Genomic DNA, 18,959 nt, shown 5'->3' on the forward strand with positions numbered 1-18,959 from the left:
CCGGCCGGCGAATCGATGCGGCCCATCCGGGATGTCGCGGTCACCTGGCCATCATGCGACAGCGACGGCGGCTCCACCGGAACGCGTTCGCCGCGCGCGCGTGCGCGGCTCCACTCCGAAACCAGGCTGGCTTCCTTGAGACCGGCGATGGTCGGCTTGGGCGCCGGCACGTTCGAGTTGACGGCGCTCGAAAAGGCGGCCTCATAGGTCGACCGATAGGACTGGTAGGCGGTCCTCAGCGAGTCCGGCTGGGTGAAGGGCGGGCAGGCGTCGCTTGCCGAGCCGAATTGGGCGCCGGCCGCGGGAATGCGGTTGAAGACATAGCGTTTTTCGCAGACATCGACCTTCGGCGGCACCTTGGTGATCTCGAAATGGTCGTAGCCTTCCTTCAGCATGGTCCAGAACTCGTAGTTCGGATCGTTGCGGTAGCGCGCCATGTTGGCGGCCGTCATGCGGAAGGGAAACGCCTGTATCTGGAATTCGGTCTGGCCGCCCTGGAAGGCATCTCGGCCGAAGGCGTAGATCTCCTCGATCTGCGCGTCGGTCATCGAATAGCAGCCCGACGAGGAGCAGGCGCCGTGCACCATCAGATTGGAGCCGGTGCGGCCGTGCGCGCGGTCAAAGGCGTTGGGGTAGCCCATGTTGAAGGCGAGGTGATAGTTCGACCTCGGGTTCATCTGGTGCGGCTTCACCGAATAGAACCCTTCGGGCGCCTGGCGGTCGCCCTCGATGAATTTGGGGCCGAGCTTGCCCGACCATTTGCAGATGTCGTACGCCGCGATCATGTCGTAGCGGCCATTGGTCTTCTGCTTCCAGATCTCGACCTTGCCCTCTTCCTTGAACACGCGCGCCATGACCGGCGAATTGCGAGGCATGCCCTTGGCCTTCATCTGCGCCAGGATCTTGGCCGGCAGCTGCTTCTTGGCCTGGGGTGAAATGTCCTCGAAGGTGGTCGATCCGTTGCAGCCCGCCACGGCGAGCATGGCAAGCAGCAGTCCAGCGCGGGCGATATTGGCAATCATCGGCATGAGTAGTCTTCGTTCCGTCGTACTGACCGTACCGCGGTCCCCCGCCGGTCCAGTCCAATGGTCGCGACCGTAAGCCCGTTAACCTTGAAATTTGATTACCGCAAGCGGCAAGAACAGACTCTCCGACCGTTCATTGACATAAAGCTGGCGGCATTTTTGTGGCGAAATCTGGGAGCATTGCCACAAAGATCGCTCAAGGCTGCGTCAAATCAGAGGCTGCGGCCGATCGCCAGGTACTTCTCGCGGCGGTGTTCGCGGAAATCCATGTTCTGCGATCCGAACTCGCGCAGGCTCTTGGCGATCTGGTCGCCGGTGGCGCTGATCACCGCTTCGGGTCCGCGATGCGCCCCGCCCAGCGGCTCGGGGATGATCGCATCGATGATCTTCATGCCGAGAAGATCCTGGGCGGTGATCTTCATGTTGGTCGCCGCGTCCTTGGAGCGGGTCGTGTCGCGCCACAGGATCGAGGCTGCGCCCTCCGGCGAGATCACCGAATAGATGGCGTGCTCCAGCATGTAGACGCGGTTGGCGGTGGCAATGGCGATGGCGCCGCCCGAGCCGCCTTCGCCGATCACCACGGAGACCGAAGGCGATCGCATGGAAAGACATGCCGAGGTGGAGCGGGCGATGGCCTCGGCCTGGCCGCGCTCTTCCGCGCCGACGCCGGGATAGGCGCCGGCGGTGTCAACCAGCGTCACCATCGGTATGCCGAAGCGGTCGGCGAGTTCCATGATGCGCACCGCCTTGCGATAGCCTTCCGGCCGCGGCGAACCGAAATTGTGCTTGAGGCGGCTCTTGGTGTCGGAGCCCTTTTCCTGGCCCATCACGGCGATCGGCTCGCCGCGAAACCGTGCGAAGCCGCCGACGATGGCGTTGTCCTCGCCGAAAGCGCGGTCGCCGGCCAGTGGCGTGAAGTCGGTGAACAGCGACCCGATATAATCGAGGCAGTGCGGCCTGTCCGCATGGCGCGCGACCTGGACTTTCTGCCATGGAGTCAAGGATTTGTAGATGTCGCGCAGGGCTTCCTGCACACGCTTCTCCAGCCTTGCGATCTCGTCGCCGACATCGACCGCCTCGCCGTTCTCCGCGAGCTTCTTCAGCTCCAGGATTTTGCCTTCGAGATCGGCAACCGGTTTTTCGAAATCGAGATAATTATACATGCGCAAGCGGACCGAATTGCCTGAAGAGAAATGGCCGTTACCCTAGACCGACGGCTTTTGGGCCGCGAAACGTGCCCTCACATAGCGTCAGCCCGATCTATCGGCAAGCGGGTGATGATCGTTGACCAGCCGCACCAGCCTTTCCTCAAGCACGTGAGTGTAAATTTGCGTCGTCGAAATATCGGAGTGGCCGAGCAATTGCTGGACCGCGCGCAGGTCCGCGCCGTTCTGCAGGAGGTGGCTGGCGAAGGCGTGGCGGATGACGTGCGGCGATATTTTCGCGGCGGCGATGCCGGCGCGGGCGGCAAGCGCCTTGAGTTCGCGCGCGAACACCTGGCGCGGCAGATGCCCGCTTTCCGAGGAGGCGGGAAATAGATAGGGGCTCTCGGCCAACGCCGGCGTGGCGTTGCGCACCTCCATCCAGGCGCGCATGGCGGCGCGCGCCTTGGCCGACAGCGGCACCATACGTTCCTTGTTGCCCTTGCCGCGAACGATGAAGTAGCGCTCGTCGCGCAGCGCGACGTTTACCGGCAGGCCGACCAGCTCGGAAACGCGCAGGCCCGTCGCGTAGAGCACCTCGACCAGCGCATGCATGCGCCTGGCGGCGAGAAGCGATCCGTGGCCGGGAGAGTCATCGGCGGCTTCCAGCGCCGCCCGGTCGAGCAAACGGCTGGTCTCGGCCACGCTCATCGTCTTCGGCAGCGGCCGGTCCTTCCTGGGGCTGTCCAGCGTTCCGGTCGGGTCGTCGGCGCGCAGCCCTTCGGCGTACAGGAACTTGTAGAACTGGCGTAGCGCCGAAAGCTTGCGGGCTTGCGAGGTCGGGGCGAAGCCGCGCGAGGCGATGTCTCCGAGATAGGCGCGGATCGCGCCCGCATCGGCCTCCGCCAGCCGGCCGCCGAGCTGCTCGGCGGCGTCTTCGAGGTCGCGGCGGTAGGAGGAAAGCGTGTTTTCGGCAGCGCCGCGCTCGGCGCTCATCATTTCCAGGAAGGCCTCGATGCGCGCGGCGCTGCGCATGATTATTGTCGCGGCTTCGGGTTGAGCTTCTCGGTCGGGACGCGGACCGACATCTCGCCCTTCTTCGGCTCGACATACATGACCAGCGCAAACATCGCGCCATAGACCAGTCCGGCCAGTATGCCCAAGGTCACCAGAAACCGGATTAATGTCGGCATAAATAAGCTCGTCCGAATATGTATGCGTCCCGTTCCGTTATGGGACGGAGGGCAGGTCAGTTCAAGGGGCGAGCGCCGATAGCGCGGCCGGCGCTTGACGCAAACCGCCTTTTCATGTCGAAACGCCGCAAGAGCGGAGGGTCCGATTTTTCATGGATTGGGCTCCAGAGGGCCGGATGGGTACAGACGCGCTAAATCCGACGGCGGGCAGCCAGGCCGAGGTGCTCAAGCATCTCGGGCAGCGCTCCATCGTCTTTGTTGGACTGATGGGCGCCGGCAAGACCGCCATCGGCCGCAAGGTGGCGGCGGCGCTCGGCCTACCCTTCACCGACAGCGACCAGGAGATCGAAAGCGTTTCGCGCATGACGGTGCCCGAACTCTTCGAGCGCTATGGCGAGGCCGAGTTCCGGGCGCTGGAGCAGCGGGTCATCCTGCGCGTGCTGGAAAACGGCCCGCAAGTGCTGTCCACCGGAGGCGGGGCGTTCATGAATGGGCAGACCCGCGCCGCGATCGAGGCGAACGGCGTCTCGGTCTGGCTGAAGGCCGATCTCGACACGCTGATGGAGCGCGTCGCCAAGAAGCAGAATCGGCCGCTGCTCAAGAATCCCGATCCGCGCGGGGTACTGGAAAGGCTGATGATCGAGCGCTATCCGGTCTATGCGCTGGCGGCGCTGACCGTGCCGACGCGCGACGAACGCAGGGACGTGATCGCCGCCGAGGTAATCGAGGCGCTGCACCAGCATTTCGGACAGGCCGCCTCCAACAACTCTCCGAAGGACAGGACATGAGCGCAGACGCGGTGACGGTGGAGGTCGGGCTCGGCACGCGGAGCTACGACATACTGATCGGTCCGGGCCTGATCGGGCGCGCCGGCGAAGAGATCGCAAGACGCCTGCCGGGCATCCGCGCGGCCATCGTCAGCGACGAGAACGTCGCCGCCCACCATCTCGGCGCATTGTCGGAAAGCCTTTCCCGAAGCGGCATCGAATCGACCTCGATCATGCTTCCGGCCGGCGAGAAAACCAAGAATTTCGATGCGCTGCAGCAGGTTGTCGATGGCATCCTGGCAGCGCGGTTGGAGCGTGGTGACGCGGTGATCGCGCTCGGCGGCGGCGTTATCGGGGATCTCGCCGGCTTCGCCGCCGGCATTGTCAGGCGAGGGATGAATTTCGTCCAGATGCCCACTTCGCTGCTGGCGCAGGTCGATTCCTCCGTCGGCGGCAAGACCGGCATCAACACGGCGCATGGGAAGAACCTCGTCGGCGTCTTCCACCAACCGCGACTGGTGCTGGCCGACACCGGCGCGCTCGACACCCTGCCCGCGCGCGAATTCCGCGCCGGCTATGCGGAAGTAGCCAAATACGGTCTCATCGACCGCCCGGATTTCTTCGCCTGGCTCGAGAAAAATTGGCAGGAAGTGTTCGACGGCGGGCCGGCGCGCACCGAAGCCATCGCGCAATCCTGCAGCGCCAAGGCCGAGGTCGTGGCCCGCGACGAGTTCGAGACCGGCGACCGGGCGCTGCTCAATCTCGGCCACACATTCGGCCACGCTCTGGAGGCGGCGACCGGTTATGACGGCGCCCGTCTCGTGCATGGGGAGGGCGTCGCCATCGGCATGGCTTTGGCGCACCGGTTCTCGGCCCGGCTCAACCTCGCCAGCCACGACGACGCGGCGCGCGTCGAAGCGCATCTCACCGCCGTCGGCCTGCCTTGGCGAATGGCCGACATTCCAGGCCCGCTGCCAGACGCCGAGCGCCTGCTCGGCTATATCGCGCAGGACAAGAAGGTGTCGCGCGGGGCGCTAACCTTCATCCTGACGCATGGTGTCGGTCAATCCTTCATCGCTAGGGATGTTCCCGCATCCGAAGTGCTCTCCTTCCTTCGGGAGAACCATCCCGGATGAGCGCGGACAGAGACGCTGTTGTTTGCCCCTCACCCTCACTCTTACCCTTTCCCCGTGATCCTTCGACAAGCTCAGGACAGGGAGAGGGGGGCGCCGGCGTTGCGGCCATCTCTCCTCTCCCCGTTCTTACGGGGAGAGGATGCCGGCAGGCAGGTGAGGGGCAGCGCCGGCTCTGGAAGGTCTCATTCCAATGACCGCCGGCTGGATAGTCGCCGGCATTCTGATCGCGCTGATCCTCCTGGCGATCATCTTCCGCGCCCGGCTCCTCGCGATGTTCGGCCTCGAACTCAGCCGGATCGAGCCGCCGCTTTCGGCGCATGAGGAATTGCGCGAGACGGTCGCCGACCTGCACCGGGAGGGCGGCGTGGTGAAGCAGGACCGCGACCGCATGGGCGCGCTGCTCGATTTGCACGAGCTCGAAGTCTCCGACGTCATGGTTCATCGCCTGAACATGCGCTCGGTCAATGCCGACAACCCGCCCGAAGCGGTGGTGCGCGAGATACTGCAGAGCCCGCATACCCGCATGCCGCTGTGGCGCGGCTCGTTCGACAACATCGTCGGCGTGCTGCACGCCAAGGATCTGCTTCGCGCGCTGAACGATGTCGGTAACGATTTTTCGCAGATCGACGTGATGAAGATCGCCGCGAAGCCGTGGTTCGTGCCGGATACGACGACGCTTCAGGACCAGCTCAACGCCTTCCTGCGCCGCAAAGCGCATTTCGCGATCGTGGTCGATGAATATGGCGAGGTCGAAGGGCTGGTCACGCTGGAGGACATCATCGAGGAGATCGTCGGCGAGATCGCCGACGAGCACGACATCGACATGCAGGGCGTCAAGCAGGAGGCCGACGGCTCGGTGGTGGTCGACGGCGCGGTGCCGATCCGCGACCTGAACCGGGCGCTCGACTGGGAACTCCCCGACGACGAAGCGGTCACCATCGCCGGCCTGGTCATCCACGAGACGCAGTCGATCCCCGAGGAGAAGCAGGCCTTCACCTTCCACGGCAAGCGATTCGTGGTGATGAGGCGCGAAAGAAACCGCATCACCCGGCTCAGGATCAAGTCGGCGGTGGAGGGGTAATTCGTCTAATGCGACCATAGTCATTGACCATAGTCACATCTCACGATACAGTCGCCGGCCGACAAAAAGGTGACGCATGACCACCCATGTATCGAAGTCGCAGTTCAAGGCGAAGGCGCTGGAATATTTTCGGCAAGTCGAGACCAGTGGCGAGCCGATTATCGTGACAGACCACGGCAAGCCGGCTTTGGAAATCCGGCGGGTCGAGGAGAAGAAGCGTGATCCTTTTGAGATTTTGAAAGGATCGGTGCTGCGCTATGACGATCCCTTCGAGCCTGTGGGCGTCGAGGACTGGGAAGCCCTCAAGTGATCGTCCTGGATACCCATGCGCTTGTCTGGTGGATGGACAAAAATAATTCAAAGCTATCGGCCAGTGCGCTCCAATCCATTGAGAACGGATTGAGCCGGGACCGTGTCCGGGCATCCTCAATTTCCGCCTGGGAAATCGCGATGCTGGTGTCAAAAGGCAAGCTTGAACTGTCGATGGATGTGTCGCGCTGGCTTGATACGGCCGGAGAGATCGAGGGGTTTGGCTTTGTCCCCGTCGACAATCGGGTTGCAGTGCAGAGCCTTTCGCTCCCTGGCGACTTTCATGCTGATCCTGCGGACCGGATTATCGTAGCGCTTGCACGTGAGTTGGCCGCTTCGCTGGTGACAGCCGACGAGAAGATTCGGCGTTATCCGCACGTCCAGACGATCTGGTAGACCGCCGCCCTCACCACCTCGTCTTCTCGCCCGGCGCGGAGGGCTCGATCGCCAGCGCGTGCAGCCCGGCGTCGAATTCGCCGGCCAGCGCCGCGTTCACCGCGCGGTGGCGCTCGATGCGGCTCATGCCGGTGAATTTCGGCGACACGATCCGGATGCGGAAATGCGTCTCGCCCTTGCCGTCGAATTCGGCGTGGTGGCCGCCGACGACGTGGTGATGCCCGGCATGCAGATGGCTCTCGTTGATGACCATCAGCCGCTCCGGCGCAAACGCCTCTTTCAGTTTCGCTTCCATCGTCGCCGCTATGGACATTGCCGTCTCCTTCGCCCACATGTGTCGGCGCCGCCATAAAAAACACTGAACTCCCGGAGATTAATCCGCGATTCAGCGGTTAGGGCGATCCTCGCCGAAATGTCAATTCTTGTTTCGCATCGCGAACACCCCATAAATGGGTCGAGATGAGTACCTATTCGAAATATTTCGAAAAGATTCGCGTGCGCCCCGACCGCAAGGCGGCGGAGGCGGAACCGCGCGCGCCGATCTGCCAGTGGGACGGCTGCAGCGAGGCCGGCACGCATCGCGCGCCGGTCGGCCGCATGAAGGAAGGCGAGTACTTCAAATTCTGCTTCGAGCATGTGCGCGAGTACAATAAGGGCTTCAACTATTTTTCCGGCGTGCCGGATTCGGAGATCGCACGGTTCCAGAAGGAGGCGTTGACCGGCCACCGGCCGACCTGGGCCATTGGCTCCAACGGCAATGCACGCTCCTCGCCGGATTTCGCCACCAAGCGCTCCGGCCGCGCCGGCTACTACAACCGCGTGCGCGATCCGTTCAACCTGTTCGACGGTCCGCGCGACCGCTCGGAACCGCGCGAGCGCAAGGCCAAGCCGCTTGAGGCCAAGGCGCTGGAAACGCTTGGTCTAACCGTCAAGGCGACTGGCGCGGAAATCAAGGCGCGCTATAAGGAACTGGTGAAGCGCCACCATCCCGACGCCAATGGCGGCGACAGGGGTTCGGAAGACCGGTTCCGCGATGTGCTGCAGGCTTATCGCGTGCTCAAACAAGCGGGTTTGTGTTAGACCGCTGTTCTGCTAAAGACCGCGCCCGAGAGAGAAGAGAGATTGCCAGCGAAGGGTGATGCTTTCGCGCGTGGAGATTGATGGTCTAGATGAATAAAGTCGATCGCGATATCGCAAACCTTCCCGACACCACAGTGTCAGTCAAGCAAACCTTCGGCTTCGAATCAACGATGGTGGTGCCGGCCTATTCGGCCGCCGACGCGCATGTGCCGGATATCGATCCCGACTATTTGTTCGACAAGCAGACGACGATAGCGATCCTGGCGGGCTTCGCCTACAACCGCCGCGTCATCGTTTCAGGCTATCACGGCACCGGCAAGTCGACCCATATCGAGCAGGTCGCGGCACGACTCAACTGGCCCTGCGTGCGCGTCAACCTCGACAGCCATGTCAGCCGTATCGATCTCGTCGGCAAGGACGCAATCGTGGTCAAGGACGGCATGCAGGTCACGGAATTCCGCGACGGCATCCTGCCCTGGGCCTACCAGCACAATGTCGCGCTGGTGTTCGACGAATACGACGCCGGCCGCCCCGACGTGATGTTCGTGATCCAGCGCGTGCTGGAATCGGCCGGCCGCCTGACGCTGCTCGACCAGAGCCGGGTGATCCGCCCGCATCCGGCGTTCCGGCTGTTCGCCACCGCCAATACGGTCGGCCTCGGCGACACCACCGGCCTCTATCACGGCACGCAGCAGATCAACCAGGCGCAGATGGACCGCTGGTCGATCGTCACCACGCTCAACTATCTGCCGCACGACGATGAGGCCGCGATCGTGCTGGCCAAGGCCAAGCACTACCGCAACGACAAGGGCCGTGAGATCGTGGGCAAGATGGTGCGCGTCGCCGACATGACCCGTTCGGCCTTCATGAACGGTGATCTGTCGACGGTGATGAGCCCGCGTACGGTCATTATGTGGGCAGAGAACGCCGAGATCTTCGGCGATGTCGGCATGGCGTTCCGGCTGACCTTCCTCAACAAATGCGACGAACTCGAACGCACCATCGTGGCCGAGTTCTACCAGCGCGCCTTCGGCGAGGAACTGCCGGAGAGCGCGGCGAACGTGGTGCTGGGATAATTCAGGACGTCGATGGCGGGTCCCGGAGACAACACACGCAACAAGCCCAAGACGGGCGGCGACGCCGATGTGTTCAAGCGCGCGGTGACGGTCTGCATGCGCGCGATTTCCGGCGATCATGAGCTGGAAGTCGGCTTCGCCAAGGACAAGCCGGCGCTTGCAGGCAACCGCGCCCGGCTGCCCGAAATGCCGAAGAAGGCGACCGCGACCGATATTTCGGTGACCCGGGGCCTGGGCGATTCCATGGCGCTGAAGCGCGCCTGCCACGATCTTCGCATCCACTCGAAATTCGCGCCGGAAGGCAAGCAGGCGCGCGCCGTCTATGACGCGATCGAGCAGGCCCGCGTCGAGGCCATCGGCTCTCGCGCGATGACCGGCGTCGCCGACAATATCGGCTCGATGCTGGAGGACAAATACGCCAAGGCCAATCTCGCCGACGTCCGCGACCAGGCCGACGCGCCGATCGAGGAGGCGCTGGCGCTGATGGTGCGCGAGAAGCTGACTGGCCGCGCCGCGCCCAAGAGCGGCGAGCGGATGGTCAATCTCTGGCGCAGATGGGTGGAGGACAAGGCCGGGGCCGATCTCGACGGGCTGGCCGGCAAGCTCGACGACCAGCAGGCCTTCGCCCGGGTCGTGCGCGAGATGCTCGCCTCCATGGAGATGGCCGAGGAACTCGGCGACGACCTCGAGAGCGAAGAGGCCGAAGAGAACGACGAGAACCAGCCGCAGGGCGAGGAAAACAGCGAGGAAGGCGGCGAGGACGATTCCGGCGCCGAACAGTCGCAAGCGGAGGATGCCGAAGCCGCTTCCGAGGAGGAGCAGCAGGGCGAGATGGAAGCCTCCGACGCCACCGCGGAAGATGTTTCCGACGACGAGGACGCCGACGCCGAGACGCCGGGCGAGGCCAGGCGCAAGGACAATCCCTTCGCCGATTTGCCGCGGCAGATAGACTACAAGGTCTTCACCACAGCTTTCGACGAGACGGTGGGCGCGGAAGAGCTTTGCGACGAGGAAGAACTCGACCGCCTGCGCGCCTTCCTCGACAAGCAACTCGCCAATCTGCAGGGCGTCGTCGGCCGCCTCGCCAACCGGCTGCAGCGCCGCCTGATGGCGCAGCAGAACCGCTCCTGGGATTTCGACCTCGAAGAGGGTTATCTCGATCCGGCGCGACTGGTGCGCGTGGTCATCGATCCGATGCAGCCGCTCTCCTTCAAGCAGGAGCGCGACACCAAGTTCCGCGACACGGTGGTGACGCTGGTGCTCGACAATTCCGGCTCGATGCGCGGCCGGCCGATCACGGTCGCGGCGACCTGCGCCGACATTCTGGCGCGCACGCTGGAACGTTGCGGCGTCTCGGTCGAGATCCTCGGCTTCACCACCCGCGCCTGGAAGGGCGGGCAGGCGCGCGAGAAATGGCTGAAAGACGGCAAGCCGCCCAATCCGGGCCGCCTCAATGATCTGCGCCACATCATCTACAAGTCCGCCGATGCACCGTGGCGGCGGGCCAGGCGCAATCTCGGCCTGATGATGCGCGAGGGCCTTCTCAAGGAAAACATCGACGGCGAGGCGCTGCTCTGGGCGCATCAGCGCCTGATAGCGCGGCCCGAGCAGCGCAAGATCCTGATGATGATTTCGGACGGCGCGCCGGTTGACGATTCGACGCTGTCGGTCAATCCGGGCAATTACCTGGAGCGGCACCTGCGCGCGGTGATCGAGCTTATCGAGACGCGCTCGCCCGTCGAGCTTCTGGCCATCGGCATCGGCCACGACGTGACGCGCTACTACCGCCGCGCCGTCACTATCGTCGATGCCGAGGAGCTTGCCGGCGCGATGACCGAGCAGCTCGCCTCGCTGTTCGGCGAGGAGAACGTCCGCGAGACCCGCCGCGGCGGGCTCAGGCGGGCGGGATGAGCGGAACCCCGAACTTGGTCGCACCCCCCTCTGGCCTGCCGGCCATCTACCCCTCAAGGGGGGAGATCAGTCTGCCGTTTCGATTTCGCCAATCGCCGGCGTTGCAGAACGGGCGGAAAGATCAAAACCGCCAATCTCCCCCCTTGAGGGGGAGATGGCCGGCAGGCCAGAGGGGGGTCTGTGCATGGTTCGCGAAAGCGCTCGTTGCATTCGCGCTCGCCGTCTCGCCAGCCCTCGCCCAATCCTCTCCCCTCGAACAAATCGAAATCTCCGCCCGCCCGATCACGCAATTTCACATCGGGCGCGAGGAAAAAAGATTCGGGCCGCTGGAATTTGTCGGCGGGCTCGAACTCACCTCTTCCTCACGCGACCTCGGCGCGCTTTCGGCCTTTCGCTTCACCACCCCCGGCGCGGATTTAATCGGCGTCGCCGATACCGGCTTCTGGTTCTTCGGAACCATCGCCCGCGACGCCGAACTGCGCCCTGAAGGCATGAAGAATTTCCGCATGACCCAGATGGTCGACGAGAGCGGACAATCCGTCGATCGGAAATGGCTGGTCGACGCCGAGGGGCTGGCGGTCAAGGACGGCGTCGCTACCGTCGGCTTCGAACGCAACCACCGCATCGCGCAGTTCAGGATCGAGCCGGACGGCATGAAAGCCGCCTTTGGCCAGCTGAATTTTCTGGTTCCAGCCAACGAACTGCGCCAGAACCGCGGCTTCGAAACCGTCGCGCATTCCCATCCGCAGGGGCAGCACGAGGGCGGGCTGATCATCGTTTCGGAGAAGAGCCTCGACAAGAAGGGTAACATCTTCGCCGCGATCATCGAGGGGCCGAACCGGGGTGTTTTCACGGTGAAGCGCAACGGCAATTTCGACATCACCGACGGCGCCTTCCTGCCCGACGGCGACCTCCTGCTGCTGGAGCGCAGCTACACGATGGCGGAAGGCGTCAAGATGCGCCTGCGACGCATCTACGGCGAGTCGATCGCCAGAGGCGCCGTTGCCGACGGGCCGGTTCTGCTCGAAGCCGACATGAGCTACCAGATCGACAATATGGAAGGCCTCGACATCTGGCGGCGCGGCGACGGCGCGCAGGTCGTGTCGCTGATTTCCGACGACAACCACTCCATCCTGCAGCGCAATCTCTATCTGGAGTTCATCCTGCACGAGGATTGAGGGCGGCGCCCTCCGTGCCGGGCTCGGGATAGAACTGCCTGGCCGTTCCTTCGGCGAACCAGCCCGGCAGCGACCAGCGGTCTGGAATATGCTCCCGCGCCCAGATCGCCAACTGCTGAAGAACCGGCAGAAAATCCGCTCCCCGCTCGGTCAAGTGATATTCGAAGCGCTCCGGGTTGTGCTGATATGCGCGCTTCGTGATCAGCCCGTACTCCTCCAGCCGGGCGAGCCGGTCGGCCAGGATATTGGTCGAGATTTTCTCGGTGATGTCGGCGAGCTCGTTATAGCGGTGGCGGCCGGCAAAGATCGTCCGCAGCACCACCAGGCTCCATTTGTCGCCCACCAAATCGAGCGCCGAGGCGACGGGACACGGAGACCGGAACTGTGGATACACCAAGGCGCACCTATCAACTTTCATATTGCAAGTGACTTCGATATATGGTTCCATGACATGACTTGCAAAACAAAAGTCACTTGGACCGGCGGATCGGCGGGCGGTGAATCCGGGCCGGTCGTATCGACGGGGAGGAGAGTGATGAAACGCTACGTCTTGCCGGTGCTCGCCTACGTCATTCCGACTTTTGCGCTCGGCTATGTTTGGCACCTGATCCTCTTCGACAGCTACTATAAGGCGCTGCAGATCTATCGCGAAGAAATCATCGTGCCGTTCGGCTTCGTCTCGATGCTGATCCAGGCGGCGATCTTCGCCTACATCTTCGAAAGGGTTTTCGCCGGAACCGCCGACGGCTGGCTGGCGCGAGGGCTGCGTTACGCCGCGCTCGGAGCTATGCTTTCATGGAGCTACACGACCATCGCCGTCGCGGCCAAGAATGTGATGACCTCTGTTCCGGACTATCTCGTCATCGAGACGGCATTCACCGTCGTCCAGTGGCTTATCGTCGGTCCGCTGACGTCGCTCGCTTTCGAAGCCGCGCGCAGGACGAGGCCGGCGCTGTCTTAGCCGGACCTACTCTTATCGCGCCGTATTGATCGCGATCCAGATCACATGCCGGGCGCCGCGCCTGCCATTGGCGCGTGTCCTGATCTCCTCGACGGAGAATCCCGCGTCGCGCAGACGCCGGGTGAAGCCGGCGTCCGGCCCGGATGACCATACCGCCAGCAGGCCTCCCGGCCGCAGGGCGGTGCGCGCTGCGCTCAGACCGGCTCTGTCATAGAGCGCGTCATTGGCCTTGCGGGAAAGCCCTTCGGGGCCGTTGTCGACATCGAGCAGGATCGCGTCGTAGCGCGCCGCACCCGATCGTATCAGGCCGCTCACATCGGTCTCGCGGATCGTCACGCGTGGGTCGTCGAGGCTGCCGTCGAATATCTCGGCCATCGGACCTCGCGCCCAGGCAACGACGGCGGGCGCGAGTTCGGCGACGGTGACGCGCGCATCGTCACTGAGTTCGGCGAGGGCGGCGCGCAGCGTAAAGCCCATGCCGAGCCCGCCGATCAAAAGATGCGGTTCCTTGCGGCCGCGGATCCTGTCGCAGGAAAGTTTTGCCAGTGCCTCCTCGGAGCCGCTGAGCCGGCTGTTCATCAGTTCGTTGGTGCCGAGCATGATCGAGAATTCAGCGCCGCGCCTCTTGAGGCGAAGCTCTCCTCCGTCGGGGATTTTCGCGGAATCGAGCTGGACCCAGGGAATCACGAATTGCCGTCCTAAGCTACCGCCGGCTGGCTCCAGCGCGCGGCGATCAGGCGATAGGGGATCAGCGCGAAGACGGCGATCAGGAGCTTCACTGCGAGATCGCCCAACGCCCATGACATCCAGCGCGCCGCCTCGACCGGCAGCACGCCCAGCAGCGGCGCGGCCTCCAGTGCGAACGCGTCGTCAGGGCCGATGAAAGCAAAGGCGCTGGAGAAGGCGACGGTGAAGAACATAGCGGTGTCGAGCACCGATCCGGCGAGCGAGCCGATGACCGGCGCGCGCCACCAGGACTGCCGGCGCAGCCGGTTGAAGACGGTGATGTCGAGAAGCTGCGCCAACAGGAAGGCCGAGCCGGATGCGATCGCGATGCGCGCCAGCCGGTCGGCCGCGGTATCGAAGCCGATCAGCCCGTAGCGGAACATCAGCGGCGGAATGAGGATCGAGCAGGCGACCGCCACCATGAAGCCGGCGAACACCACGCGGCGCGCCATTTCGGGGCCGTAGCGGCGGTTCGCGAGGTCGGTGACCAGGAAGGCGAACGGATAGGTGAAGGCGCCCCAGGTCAGCAGGTCTGCGAGCGACAAGGCGCCGATCTGCCCCGCGACGGGGAACTGGACCAGGATGTTCGATGCCACGACGACAAGCGCCATGACAGCCACGAAGGGCAAATATGCGGAAGAGAATTTCATTTTTTTAACCTGGGTGATGGAACCAGGGAGCGGTCTTGAAAGACGGCGCTCCGGGAAGCGGAACTTGGCCAATTCGACCGTGTCGAAGCCGGCCAAGGCCCGGGCGGTTGTCCCCCGCCCGAAACTGCGAGTTAGGCGGCGGCCTGTTCGGCGGCCTTCTTGGCGATCTGCTTCTTCAACAGGCGCGCGCGCTGCGAAAGCTCGGCGACGTCGGCCTTGGCCAGGAAGGCATCGAGGCCGCCGCGATGTTCGACGGTGCGAAGCGCGTTGGCCGAAATGCGCAGGCGCACATTCTGGTTCAGCGCCTCGGAGATCAGCGTCACGTTGACGAGATTGGGCAGGAAGCGGCGACGCGTCTTGTTGTTGGCGTGGCTCACATTGTTGCCGGACATAACGGCCTTGCCGGTCAGTTCACAAGCGCGGGACATTTCGGTTACCTTCAGGTCTCGAACGGCCATTGATCGTAGCGCACCAAGAAGGGTGGCGCGCAGCCTCATCAAGCGGCCTCATGGAAAAGTTGGCGTTCCATAGTGGCATTTCGGCGAGGCGTCAAGCCGCAACCGAGCCACAGTGGCGGCCAAGGCATTCACACTAATGCCGGAATTTCTCGCTTCAACCAAGAGCACAGGGACATTTCGCGGGCGCCATGCTGCCCCATCATAAGGACGTCGCGCCATGGCGGGACTTTTCCAGGCACTCCTGGTCGCGCTGGTGGTGACCGTGCCCGCCCCGCGCAAGGAAGGGCTGCAATCCTTCAGCGCCGACTACTCCGTGACGTTCCTTGGCATTCCCGTTGCGCATTCCCGGTTCAACAGCACTTTCGAGAGGAACTCATTCTCGGTGAAGGGCGTGGCTTCGGCTGCCGGTCTGGCGCAGCTTTTCGACGACACGCAAGGCTCGGTGTCGGCGTCTGGCCGCTTTGCCGGCAGGCAGACGCAACCGACCGCATTCCGCGTCGACTATACCGAGGGCAAGAAATCCAAAATGACCTCTATTCGCTTCAAGGGCGGCTCCGTCACAAAAACGGAAAACGTGCCTCCGCCGAAGAAGCGTGGAAAGGACTGGGTGCCGCTCAGCAACGCGCATTTGCGCACCGTCACCGATCCGCTCTCGGCGACGCTGGTCCGCGCCGACAGCCTCGGCGACGTCTGCGGCCGGACGATCAAGATCTATGACGGCGAATTGCGCTTCGACCTGACGCTCACCCACGAATCGACCGGCAGCATGGCGATCGATGGCTGGGAGGGGGAGACGGTCACCTGCAGCGTCCGTTTCAAGCCGGTCGCCGGCTATCGCAAGGGCCGCAAGGCGCTGGACTATCTGAAAAACCGCAGCCGCATGACGATCACGTTTGCGCCGCTCGGCACGACCGGGGTATATGGCCCCGTCCGCGCCACGGTCGGCACGCAGATCGGCACGATCACCGTCCAGGCGCGAAGGTTCGAAGCCACGAAATAGCGCGGATGCCGCGCGCCAGGGATGTGAAGCATGGGGCGCGCCACGCTGATCGGCTTTTCGGCAGTCGCAATGTGGGCGTTGCTGGCGCTATTCACGGACGCATCCGGCGCGGTGCCGCCGTTTCTGCTCTCGGCCATCACATTCGCGATCGGTACGCTGGTCGGGCTCGTCGCGCGGCTGTTCATGCCGGCTCCGGCGCGGCGTGAAAAAATCCCGCCGCAGGTGTGGATCATCGGCATTGGCGGCCTGTTCGGCTATCATTTCTTTTACTTCACGGCGCTCCGCAACGCGCCGGCGGTCGACGCCAGCCTGATCGCCTATCTGTGGCCGCTGCTGATCGTGCTCGGCTCGGCGCTGATGCCGGGCGAACGGCTGCGCTGGAACCATATCGCCGGCGCGCTGCTCGGCCTTGCCGGCACCTTCCTGATCGTCACCAAGGGTGGCGGGCTCGCCTTCGAGAGCCGCTATCTGTTCGGCTACGCTATGGCTGGGGCCTGCGCCTTCCTGTGGTCCGGCTATTCGCTTTTGTCGCGCCGTTTCGCCGCTGTTCCGACCAGCATCGTCACCTGGTTCTGCGCCGCGACCTCCGCACTGTCGCTAGTCTGCCACCTGGCGCTCGAACAGACCGTGCTTCCGTCGGGCGCGTCGCAATGGCTGGCTGTACTTGGTCTCGGCCTGATGCCGGTGGGCGCGGCTTTCTACGCCTGGGATTACGGCGTCAAGCGCGGCAACATCCAGGTCCTCGGCGCGGCGAGCTACGCGGCGCCCCTGCTCTCGACACTGGTGCTGGTCGTGGCCGGTTTCGCCGAGCCGACGCTCAACATCATCGCCGCCTGCGTGCTGATCACGTCCGGCGCGGTGCTGGCGGCGAAGTCGCTGCTGTTCGGCAAGGGCGCGGCGGCGAGACGGCGGGCCGAGGCATGATGCCGTTTGCCGGCGGGATAGAGGCGACGGCCAACGCGACGCTGCTCTTCTCGTTGGCCGCCGCCGTCGTCTACGGGCTGATCCTGAACACGCGCGAGACGCTGCTGCGCTCGGCCGTCAAGACGCTTGCCGTGGCGCTGCTGGCGGCGCTTGCCTTCACGCGGGGAGGGCCGCTCCTGCTGGTTGCGGCACTGGCGCTCAGCGCCTTCGGCGACGCCTTCCTGTCGCGCGACGGCGACAAGGCTTTCCTCGGCGGTCTAGCCAGCTTCCTTGCCGCGCACCTCGCCTATATCGCGCTGTTTTTCCTGGCGGGCGCGGGAGGGGAACTGCTTTGGCAGCCATGGCGGGCGGTCTTGGCCGTCGCCATGGTAGCATTTGCAACAACAATGCTCGCCATGCTGTGGCGGCGCGTCGGGCCGGATTTGCGTCTACCGGTCGCAGCCTACGCTGCGGCGATCCTGGGCATGGGCGTTTCGGCGCTGACGCTGGACAATGTCTGGGTCATCGCGGGCGCGGTGCTGTTCATGGCGTCCGACGGGCTGCTCGCCGCCGAAAAGTTTCTCGCCACCGCCATCTCCCCGCATCGCGAGTGGATGCGCTACGCCGTCTGGGCGCTGTATTACATGGCGCAGCTTTCGATCACGCTGGGGTTCCTGTTGTAGGCTCCCAGCCCGGCTCCGCCAGTTCGAACTGCGCGAATTCGAAGCCGGGCGCGACGGTGCAGCCGACAAGCGTCCACCCGCCGAGGCTTTTTGCCGTCTGCCACCATCCCGCCGGCACGACATGCTGCGGCCGCTCGCCGCCGAGAATATCCGGCCCGAGGCGATGGCTCGAAATGCCGCTGCCTTCCTCATGAACCGTAAGCTCGATCGGCGCGCCGGCATAGAAATGCCAGACCTCGGCGGCGTCCTTCACCCGGTGCCAGGCAGAAACATCGCCTTTTTCCAGCAGGAAGTAGATCGCCGTCGAATGGCCGCGGCCGGCGCCGTCGCGAAAAGTCTCGGCATACCAGCCGCCTTCAGGATGCCGCTTCATGCCGAGCGTCGCGATGATCTCGGCCGCCGACATCGCCATCAGAAAACGTCCTTGCGCTTGCGGATCTCGGCGAACACCTCTTCATCCGAAGCCGTTTCCATGCCGAGGTTGCGGCGGATCGTCGGATCGTGCCAGCGCAGGAACGGATTGGTCGCGAGTTCCTCGCCGATCGTGGTGGGCAGCGTCGGCTTGCCCTCCAGGCGCAGCCGGTCGATGTTTGCGGCGCGTTCCCTCAGCGCCGAATTGGTCGGATCGACGGAAAGCGCGAAGCGGGCGTTGGCCTGCGTATATTCATGGCCGCAATAGACAGTCGTTTCGGGCGGCAGCGCGGCGAGCTTCTTCAGCGATTGCAGCATCACCGGCGCCTTCGCCTCGAACAGCCGGCCGCAGCCCAGCGCAAACAGCGTGTCGGCCGTGAACGCCACCTTGGGCTTGGGAAACCAGTAGGAGACGTGGCCGGCGGTGTGGCCGGGCGTCGCGATGACGCGGATCTCCTCATCGCCGAACGGGATGACCGAACCGTCCTCGACCGTATCGTCGATGCCGGGAATTTTCGCGGCCTCCGCCTCCGGGCCGATAATGCGTAGTCCAAACCGCTGCTTCAGCGCCAGATTGGCCTCGACATGGTCGCTGTGATGGTGGGTCGTCAGGATCACCGTCGGCTTCCAGCCGGTGCGCTCGACTGCCGCCAGGATCGGCTGCTCCTGCGGCGCATCGATCAGCGCGGTCTCCCCGCTCGTCCCGTCATGCACGAGCACACCGAAATTGTCGCTCCGGCACATGAACTGGTCGATCTTCAACGGCATTCTCGCCTCCATACTTGCGGGGGACGATAGGGCGCTCGCAGGCCGGTGTCACCCCTGTCGTAGCCTTTGTTGAACTCGGCGGGCATCGCGGATACCGTCGCTGCC

At 64.1% G+C, this 18,959-nt stretch carries 24 protein-coding genes; 13 read left to right on the forward strand and 11 right to left on the reverse strand.

What is annotated here, in order from left to right:
- From MAXJ12_RS06570 to MAXJ12_RS06585, 4 genes are all read right to left on the reverse strand, one after another.
- Positions 1-1,022 (reverse strand): L,D-transpeptidase family protein (locus MAXJ12_RS06570; RefSeq protein WP_040585173.1); only part of this gene is annotated, 1,022 nt, incomplete at its 3' end.
- Between the two features lie 215 nt (positions 1,023-1,237).
- Positions 1,238-2,188: an acetyl-CoA carboxylase carboxyltransferase subunit alpha gene (locus tag MAXJ12_RS06575; RefSeq protein WP_008835016.1), complete on the reverse strand. Its 951-nt coding sequence runs from the start codon at positions 2,186-2,188 to the stop codon at positions 1,238-1,240.
- 87 nt (positions 2,189-2,275) lie between these two features.
- On the reverse strand, positions 2,276-3,202 hold the full coding sequence (locus MAXJ12_RS06580) for a site-specific tyrosine recombinase XerD (RefSeq protein WP_008835017.1): 927 nt from the start codon (positions 3,200-3,202) through the stop codon (positions 2,276-2,278).
- A gap of 2 nt (positions 3,203-3,204) precedes the next feature.
- Positions 3,205-3,360 (reverse strand): hypothetical protein, encoded by a 156-nt coding sequence (locus MAXJ12_RS06585; RefSeq protein ID WP_008835018.1) that lies wholly within the window; start codon positions 3,358-3,360, stop codon positions 3,205-3,207.
- A gap of 176 nt (positions 3,361-3,536) precedes the next feature.
- On the opposite strand from MAXJ12_RS06585, the gene MAXJ12_RS06590 reads away from it, so the two are divergent.
- From MAXJ12_RS06590 to MAXJ12_RS06610, 5 genes are all read left to right on the forward strand, one after another.
- A complete protein-coding gene (locus MAXJ12_RS06590; RefSeq protein ID WP_008835019.1) occupies positions 3,537-4,148 on the forward strand; it encodes a shikimate kinase in 612 nt (203 codons plus the stop codon).
- Positions 4,145-5,263, forward strand: a complete 1,119-nt coding sequence (aroB, locus tag MAXJ12_RS06595) for a 3-dehydroquinate synthase (RefSeq protein ID WP_008835020.1) — start codon at positions 4,145-4,147, stop codon at positions 5,261-5,263. The genes MAXJ12_RS06590 and aroB overlap by 4 nt, the downstream gene beginning before the upstream one ends.
- Positions 5,264-5,453: 190 nt before the next feature.
- Positions 5,454-6,344, forward strand: coding sequence for an HlyC/CorC family transporter (locus MAXJ12_RS06600; RefSeq protein ID WP_008835021.1), 891 nt, complete (start codon positions 5,454-5,456; stop codon positions 6,342-6,344).
- A gap of 76 nt (positions 6,345-6,420) precedes the next feature.
- A complete protein-coding gene (locus MAXJ12_RS06605; protein WP_008835022.1) occupies positions 6,421-6,654 on the forward strand; it encodes a type II toxin-antitoxin system Phd/YefM family antitoxin in 234 nt (77 codons plus the stop codon).
- Positions 6,651-7,049 (forward strand): type II toxin-antitoxin system VapC family toxin, encoded by a 399-nt coding sequence (locus MAXJ12_RS06610; protein ID WP_008835023.1) that lies wholly within the window; start codon positions 6,651-6,653, stop codon positions 7,047-7,049. The genes MAXJ12_RS06605 and MAXJ12_RS06610 overlap by 4 nt, the downstream gene beginning before the upstream one ends.
- A gap of 10 nt (positions 7,050-7,059) precedes the next feature.
- Here MAXJ12_RS06610 and MAXJ12_RS06615 read toward each other — a convergent pair whose 3' ends face one another.
- Positions 7,060-7,362: a BolA family protein gene (locus tag MAXJ12_RS06615; protein WP_008835024.1), complete on the reverse strand. Its 303-nt coding sequence runs from the start codon at positions 7,360-7,362 to the stop codon at positions 7,060-7,062.
- Between the two features lie 146 nt (positions 7,363-7,508).
- Between MAXJ12_RS06615 and MAXJ12_RS06620 the strand changes: the two genes are divergently transcribed.
- From MAXJ12_RS06620 to MAXJ12_RS06635, 4 genes are all read left to right on the forward strand, one after another.
- Positions 7,509-8,129 carry a J domain-containing protein gene (locus MAXJ12_RS06620; RefSeq protein ID WP_008835025.1) on the forward strand — a complete coding sequence of 207 codons (621 nt, stop codon included), beginning with the start codon at positions 7,509-7,511 and terminating at the stop codon, positions 8,127-8,129.
- Positions 8,130-8,218: 89 nt separating this feature from the next.
- Positions 8,219-9,205: a cobaltochelatase subunit CobS gene (gene cobS / locus MAXJ12_RS06625; RefSeq protein ID WP_008835026.1), complete on the forward strand. Its 987-nt coding sequence runs from the start codon at positions 8,219-8,221 to the stop codon at positions 9,203-9,205.
- A 12-nt stretch (positions 9,206-9,217) separates the two neighbouring features.
- On the forward strand, positions 9,218-11,116 hold the full coding sequence (cobT, locus tag MAXJ12_RS06630) for a cobaltochelatase subunit CobT (RefSeq protein ID WP_008835027.1): 1,899 nt from the start codon (positions 9,218-9,220) through the stop codon (positions 11,114-11,116).
- Positions 11,117-11,259: 143 nt separating this feature from the next.
- Positions 11,260-12,294: an esterase-like activity of phytase family protein gene (locus MAXJ12_RS06635; protein WP_008835028.1), complete on the forward strand. Its 1,035-nt coding sequence runs from the start codon at positions 11,260-11,262 to the stop codon at positions 12,292-12,294.
- Here the strand turns inward: MAXJ12_RS06635 and MAXJ12_RS06640 are convergent.
- Positions 12,275-12,637: a winged helix-turn-helix transcriptional regulator gene (locus MAXJ12_RS06640; protein WP_008835029.1), complete on the reverse strand. Its 363-nt coding sequence runs from the start codon at positions 12,635-12,637 to the stop codon at positions 12,275-12,277. The two genes, MAXJ12_RS06635 and MAXJ12_RS06640, sit on opposite strands and share 20 nt — an antisense overlap.
- 192 nt (positions 12,638-12,829) lie before the next feature.
- Here MAXJ12_RS06640 and MAXJ12_RS06645 point away from each other — a divergent pair, with 192 nt between their 5' ends.
- On the forward strand, positions 12,830-13,255 hold the full coding sequence (locus tag MAXJ12_RS06645; protein WP_008835030.1) for a hypothetical protein: 426 nt from the start codon (positions 12,830-12,832) through the stop codon (positions 13,253-13,255).
- Between the two features lie 12 nt (positions 13,256-13,267).
- On the opposite strand, the gene MAXJ12_RS06650 is transcribed toward MAXJ12_RS06645, so the two are convergent.
- From MAXJ12_RS06650 to rpmB, 3 genes are all read right to left on the reverse strand, one after another.
- Entirely contained in the window at positions 13,268-13,942 is a 675-nt protein-coding gene (locus MAXJ12_RS06650) for a spermidine synthase family protein (protein ID WP_008835031.1), read from the reverse strand.
- Between the two features lie 11 nt (positions 13,943-13,953).
- Positions 13,954-14,631 (reverse strand): queuosine precursor transporter, encoded by a 678-nt coding sequence (locus MAXJ12_RS06655; RefSeq protein WP_040585177.1) that lies wholly within the window; start codon positions 14,629-14,631, stop codon positions 13,954-13,956.
- 131 nt (positions 14,632-14,762) lie between these two features.
- Complete coding sequence (gene rpmB / locus MAXJ12_RS06660; RefSeq protein WP_008835033.1) at positions 14,763-15,059, reverse strand: 50S ribosomal protein L28; 297 nt, start codon at positions 15,057-15,059, stop codon at positions 14,763-14,765.
- A 247-nt stretch (positions 15,060-15,306) separates the two neighbouring features.
- On the opposite strand from rpmB, the gene MAXJ12_RS06665 reads away from it, so the two are divergent.
- From MAXJ12_RS06665 to MAXJ12_RS06675, 3 genes are read left to right on the forward strand one after another with little or no spacing between them, the layout of a single operon-like run.
- Positions 15,307-16,089 (forward strand): DUF3108 domain-containing protein, encoded by a 783-nt coding sequence (locus MAXJ12_RS06665; RefSeq protein WP_008835034.1) that lies wholly within the window; start codon positions 15,307-15,309, stop codon positions 16,087-16,089.
- A 30-nt stretch (positions 16,090-16,119) separates the two neighbouring features.
- Positions 16,120-17,013 (forward strand): aromatic amino acid exporter YddG, encoded by an 894-nt coding sequence (yddG, locus tag MAXJ12_RS06670; protein ID WP_008835035.1) that lies wholly within the window; start codon positions 16,120-16,122, stop codon positions 17,011-17,013.
- On the forward strand, positions 17,010-17,675 hold the full coding sequence (locus MAXJ12_RS06675) for a lysoplasmalogenase family protein (protein WP_008835036.1): 666 nt from the start codon (positions 17,010-17,012) through the stop codon (positions 17,673-17,675). Before yddG ends, MAXJ12_RS06675 begins: the two co-directional genes overlap by 4 nt.
- On the opposite strand, the gene MAXJ12_RS06680 is transcribed toward MAXJ12_RS06675, so the two are convergent.
- Together MAXJ12_RS06680 and gloB are read right to left on the reverse strand one after the other, a co-directional pair.
- Positions 17,653-18,087 carry a cupin domain-containing protein gene (locus MAXJ12_RS06680; protein WP_008835037.1) on the reverse strand — a complete coding sequence of 145 codons (435 nt, stop codon included), beginning with the start codon at positions 18,085-18,087 and terminating at the stop codon, positions 17,653-17,655. The genes MAXJ12_RS06675 and MAXJ12_RS06680 overlap by 23 nt on opposite strands.
- A complete protein-coding gene (gene gloB / locus MAXJ12_RS06685) occupies positions 18,087-18,854 on the reverse strand; it encodes a hydroxyacylglutathione hydrolase (protein ID WP_008835038.1) in 768 nt (255 codons plus the stop codon). Before gloB ends, MAXJ12_RS06680 begins: the two co-directional genes overlap by 1 nt.
- Between the last annotated feature and the right edge of the window lie 105 nt (positions 18,855-18,959).

The sequence above is a fragment of the Mesorhizobium alhagi CCNWXJ12-2 genome, assembly GCF_000236565.1.
In the GTDB taxonomy this organism is placed as follows: Bacteria; Pseudomonadota; Alphaproteobacteria; order Rhizobiales; family Rhizobiaceae; genus Allomesorhizobium; species Allomesorhizobium alhagi.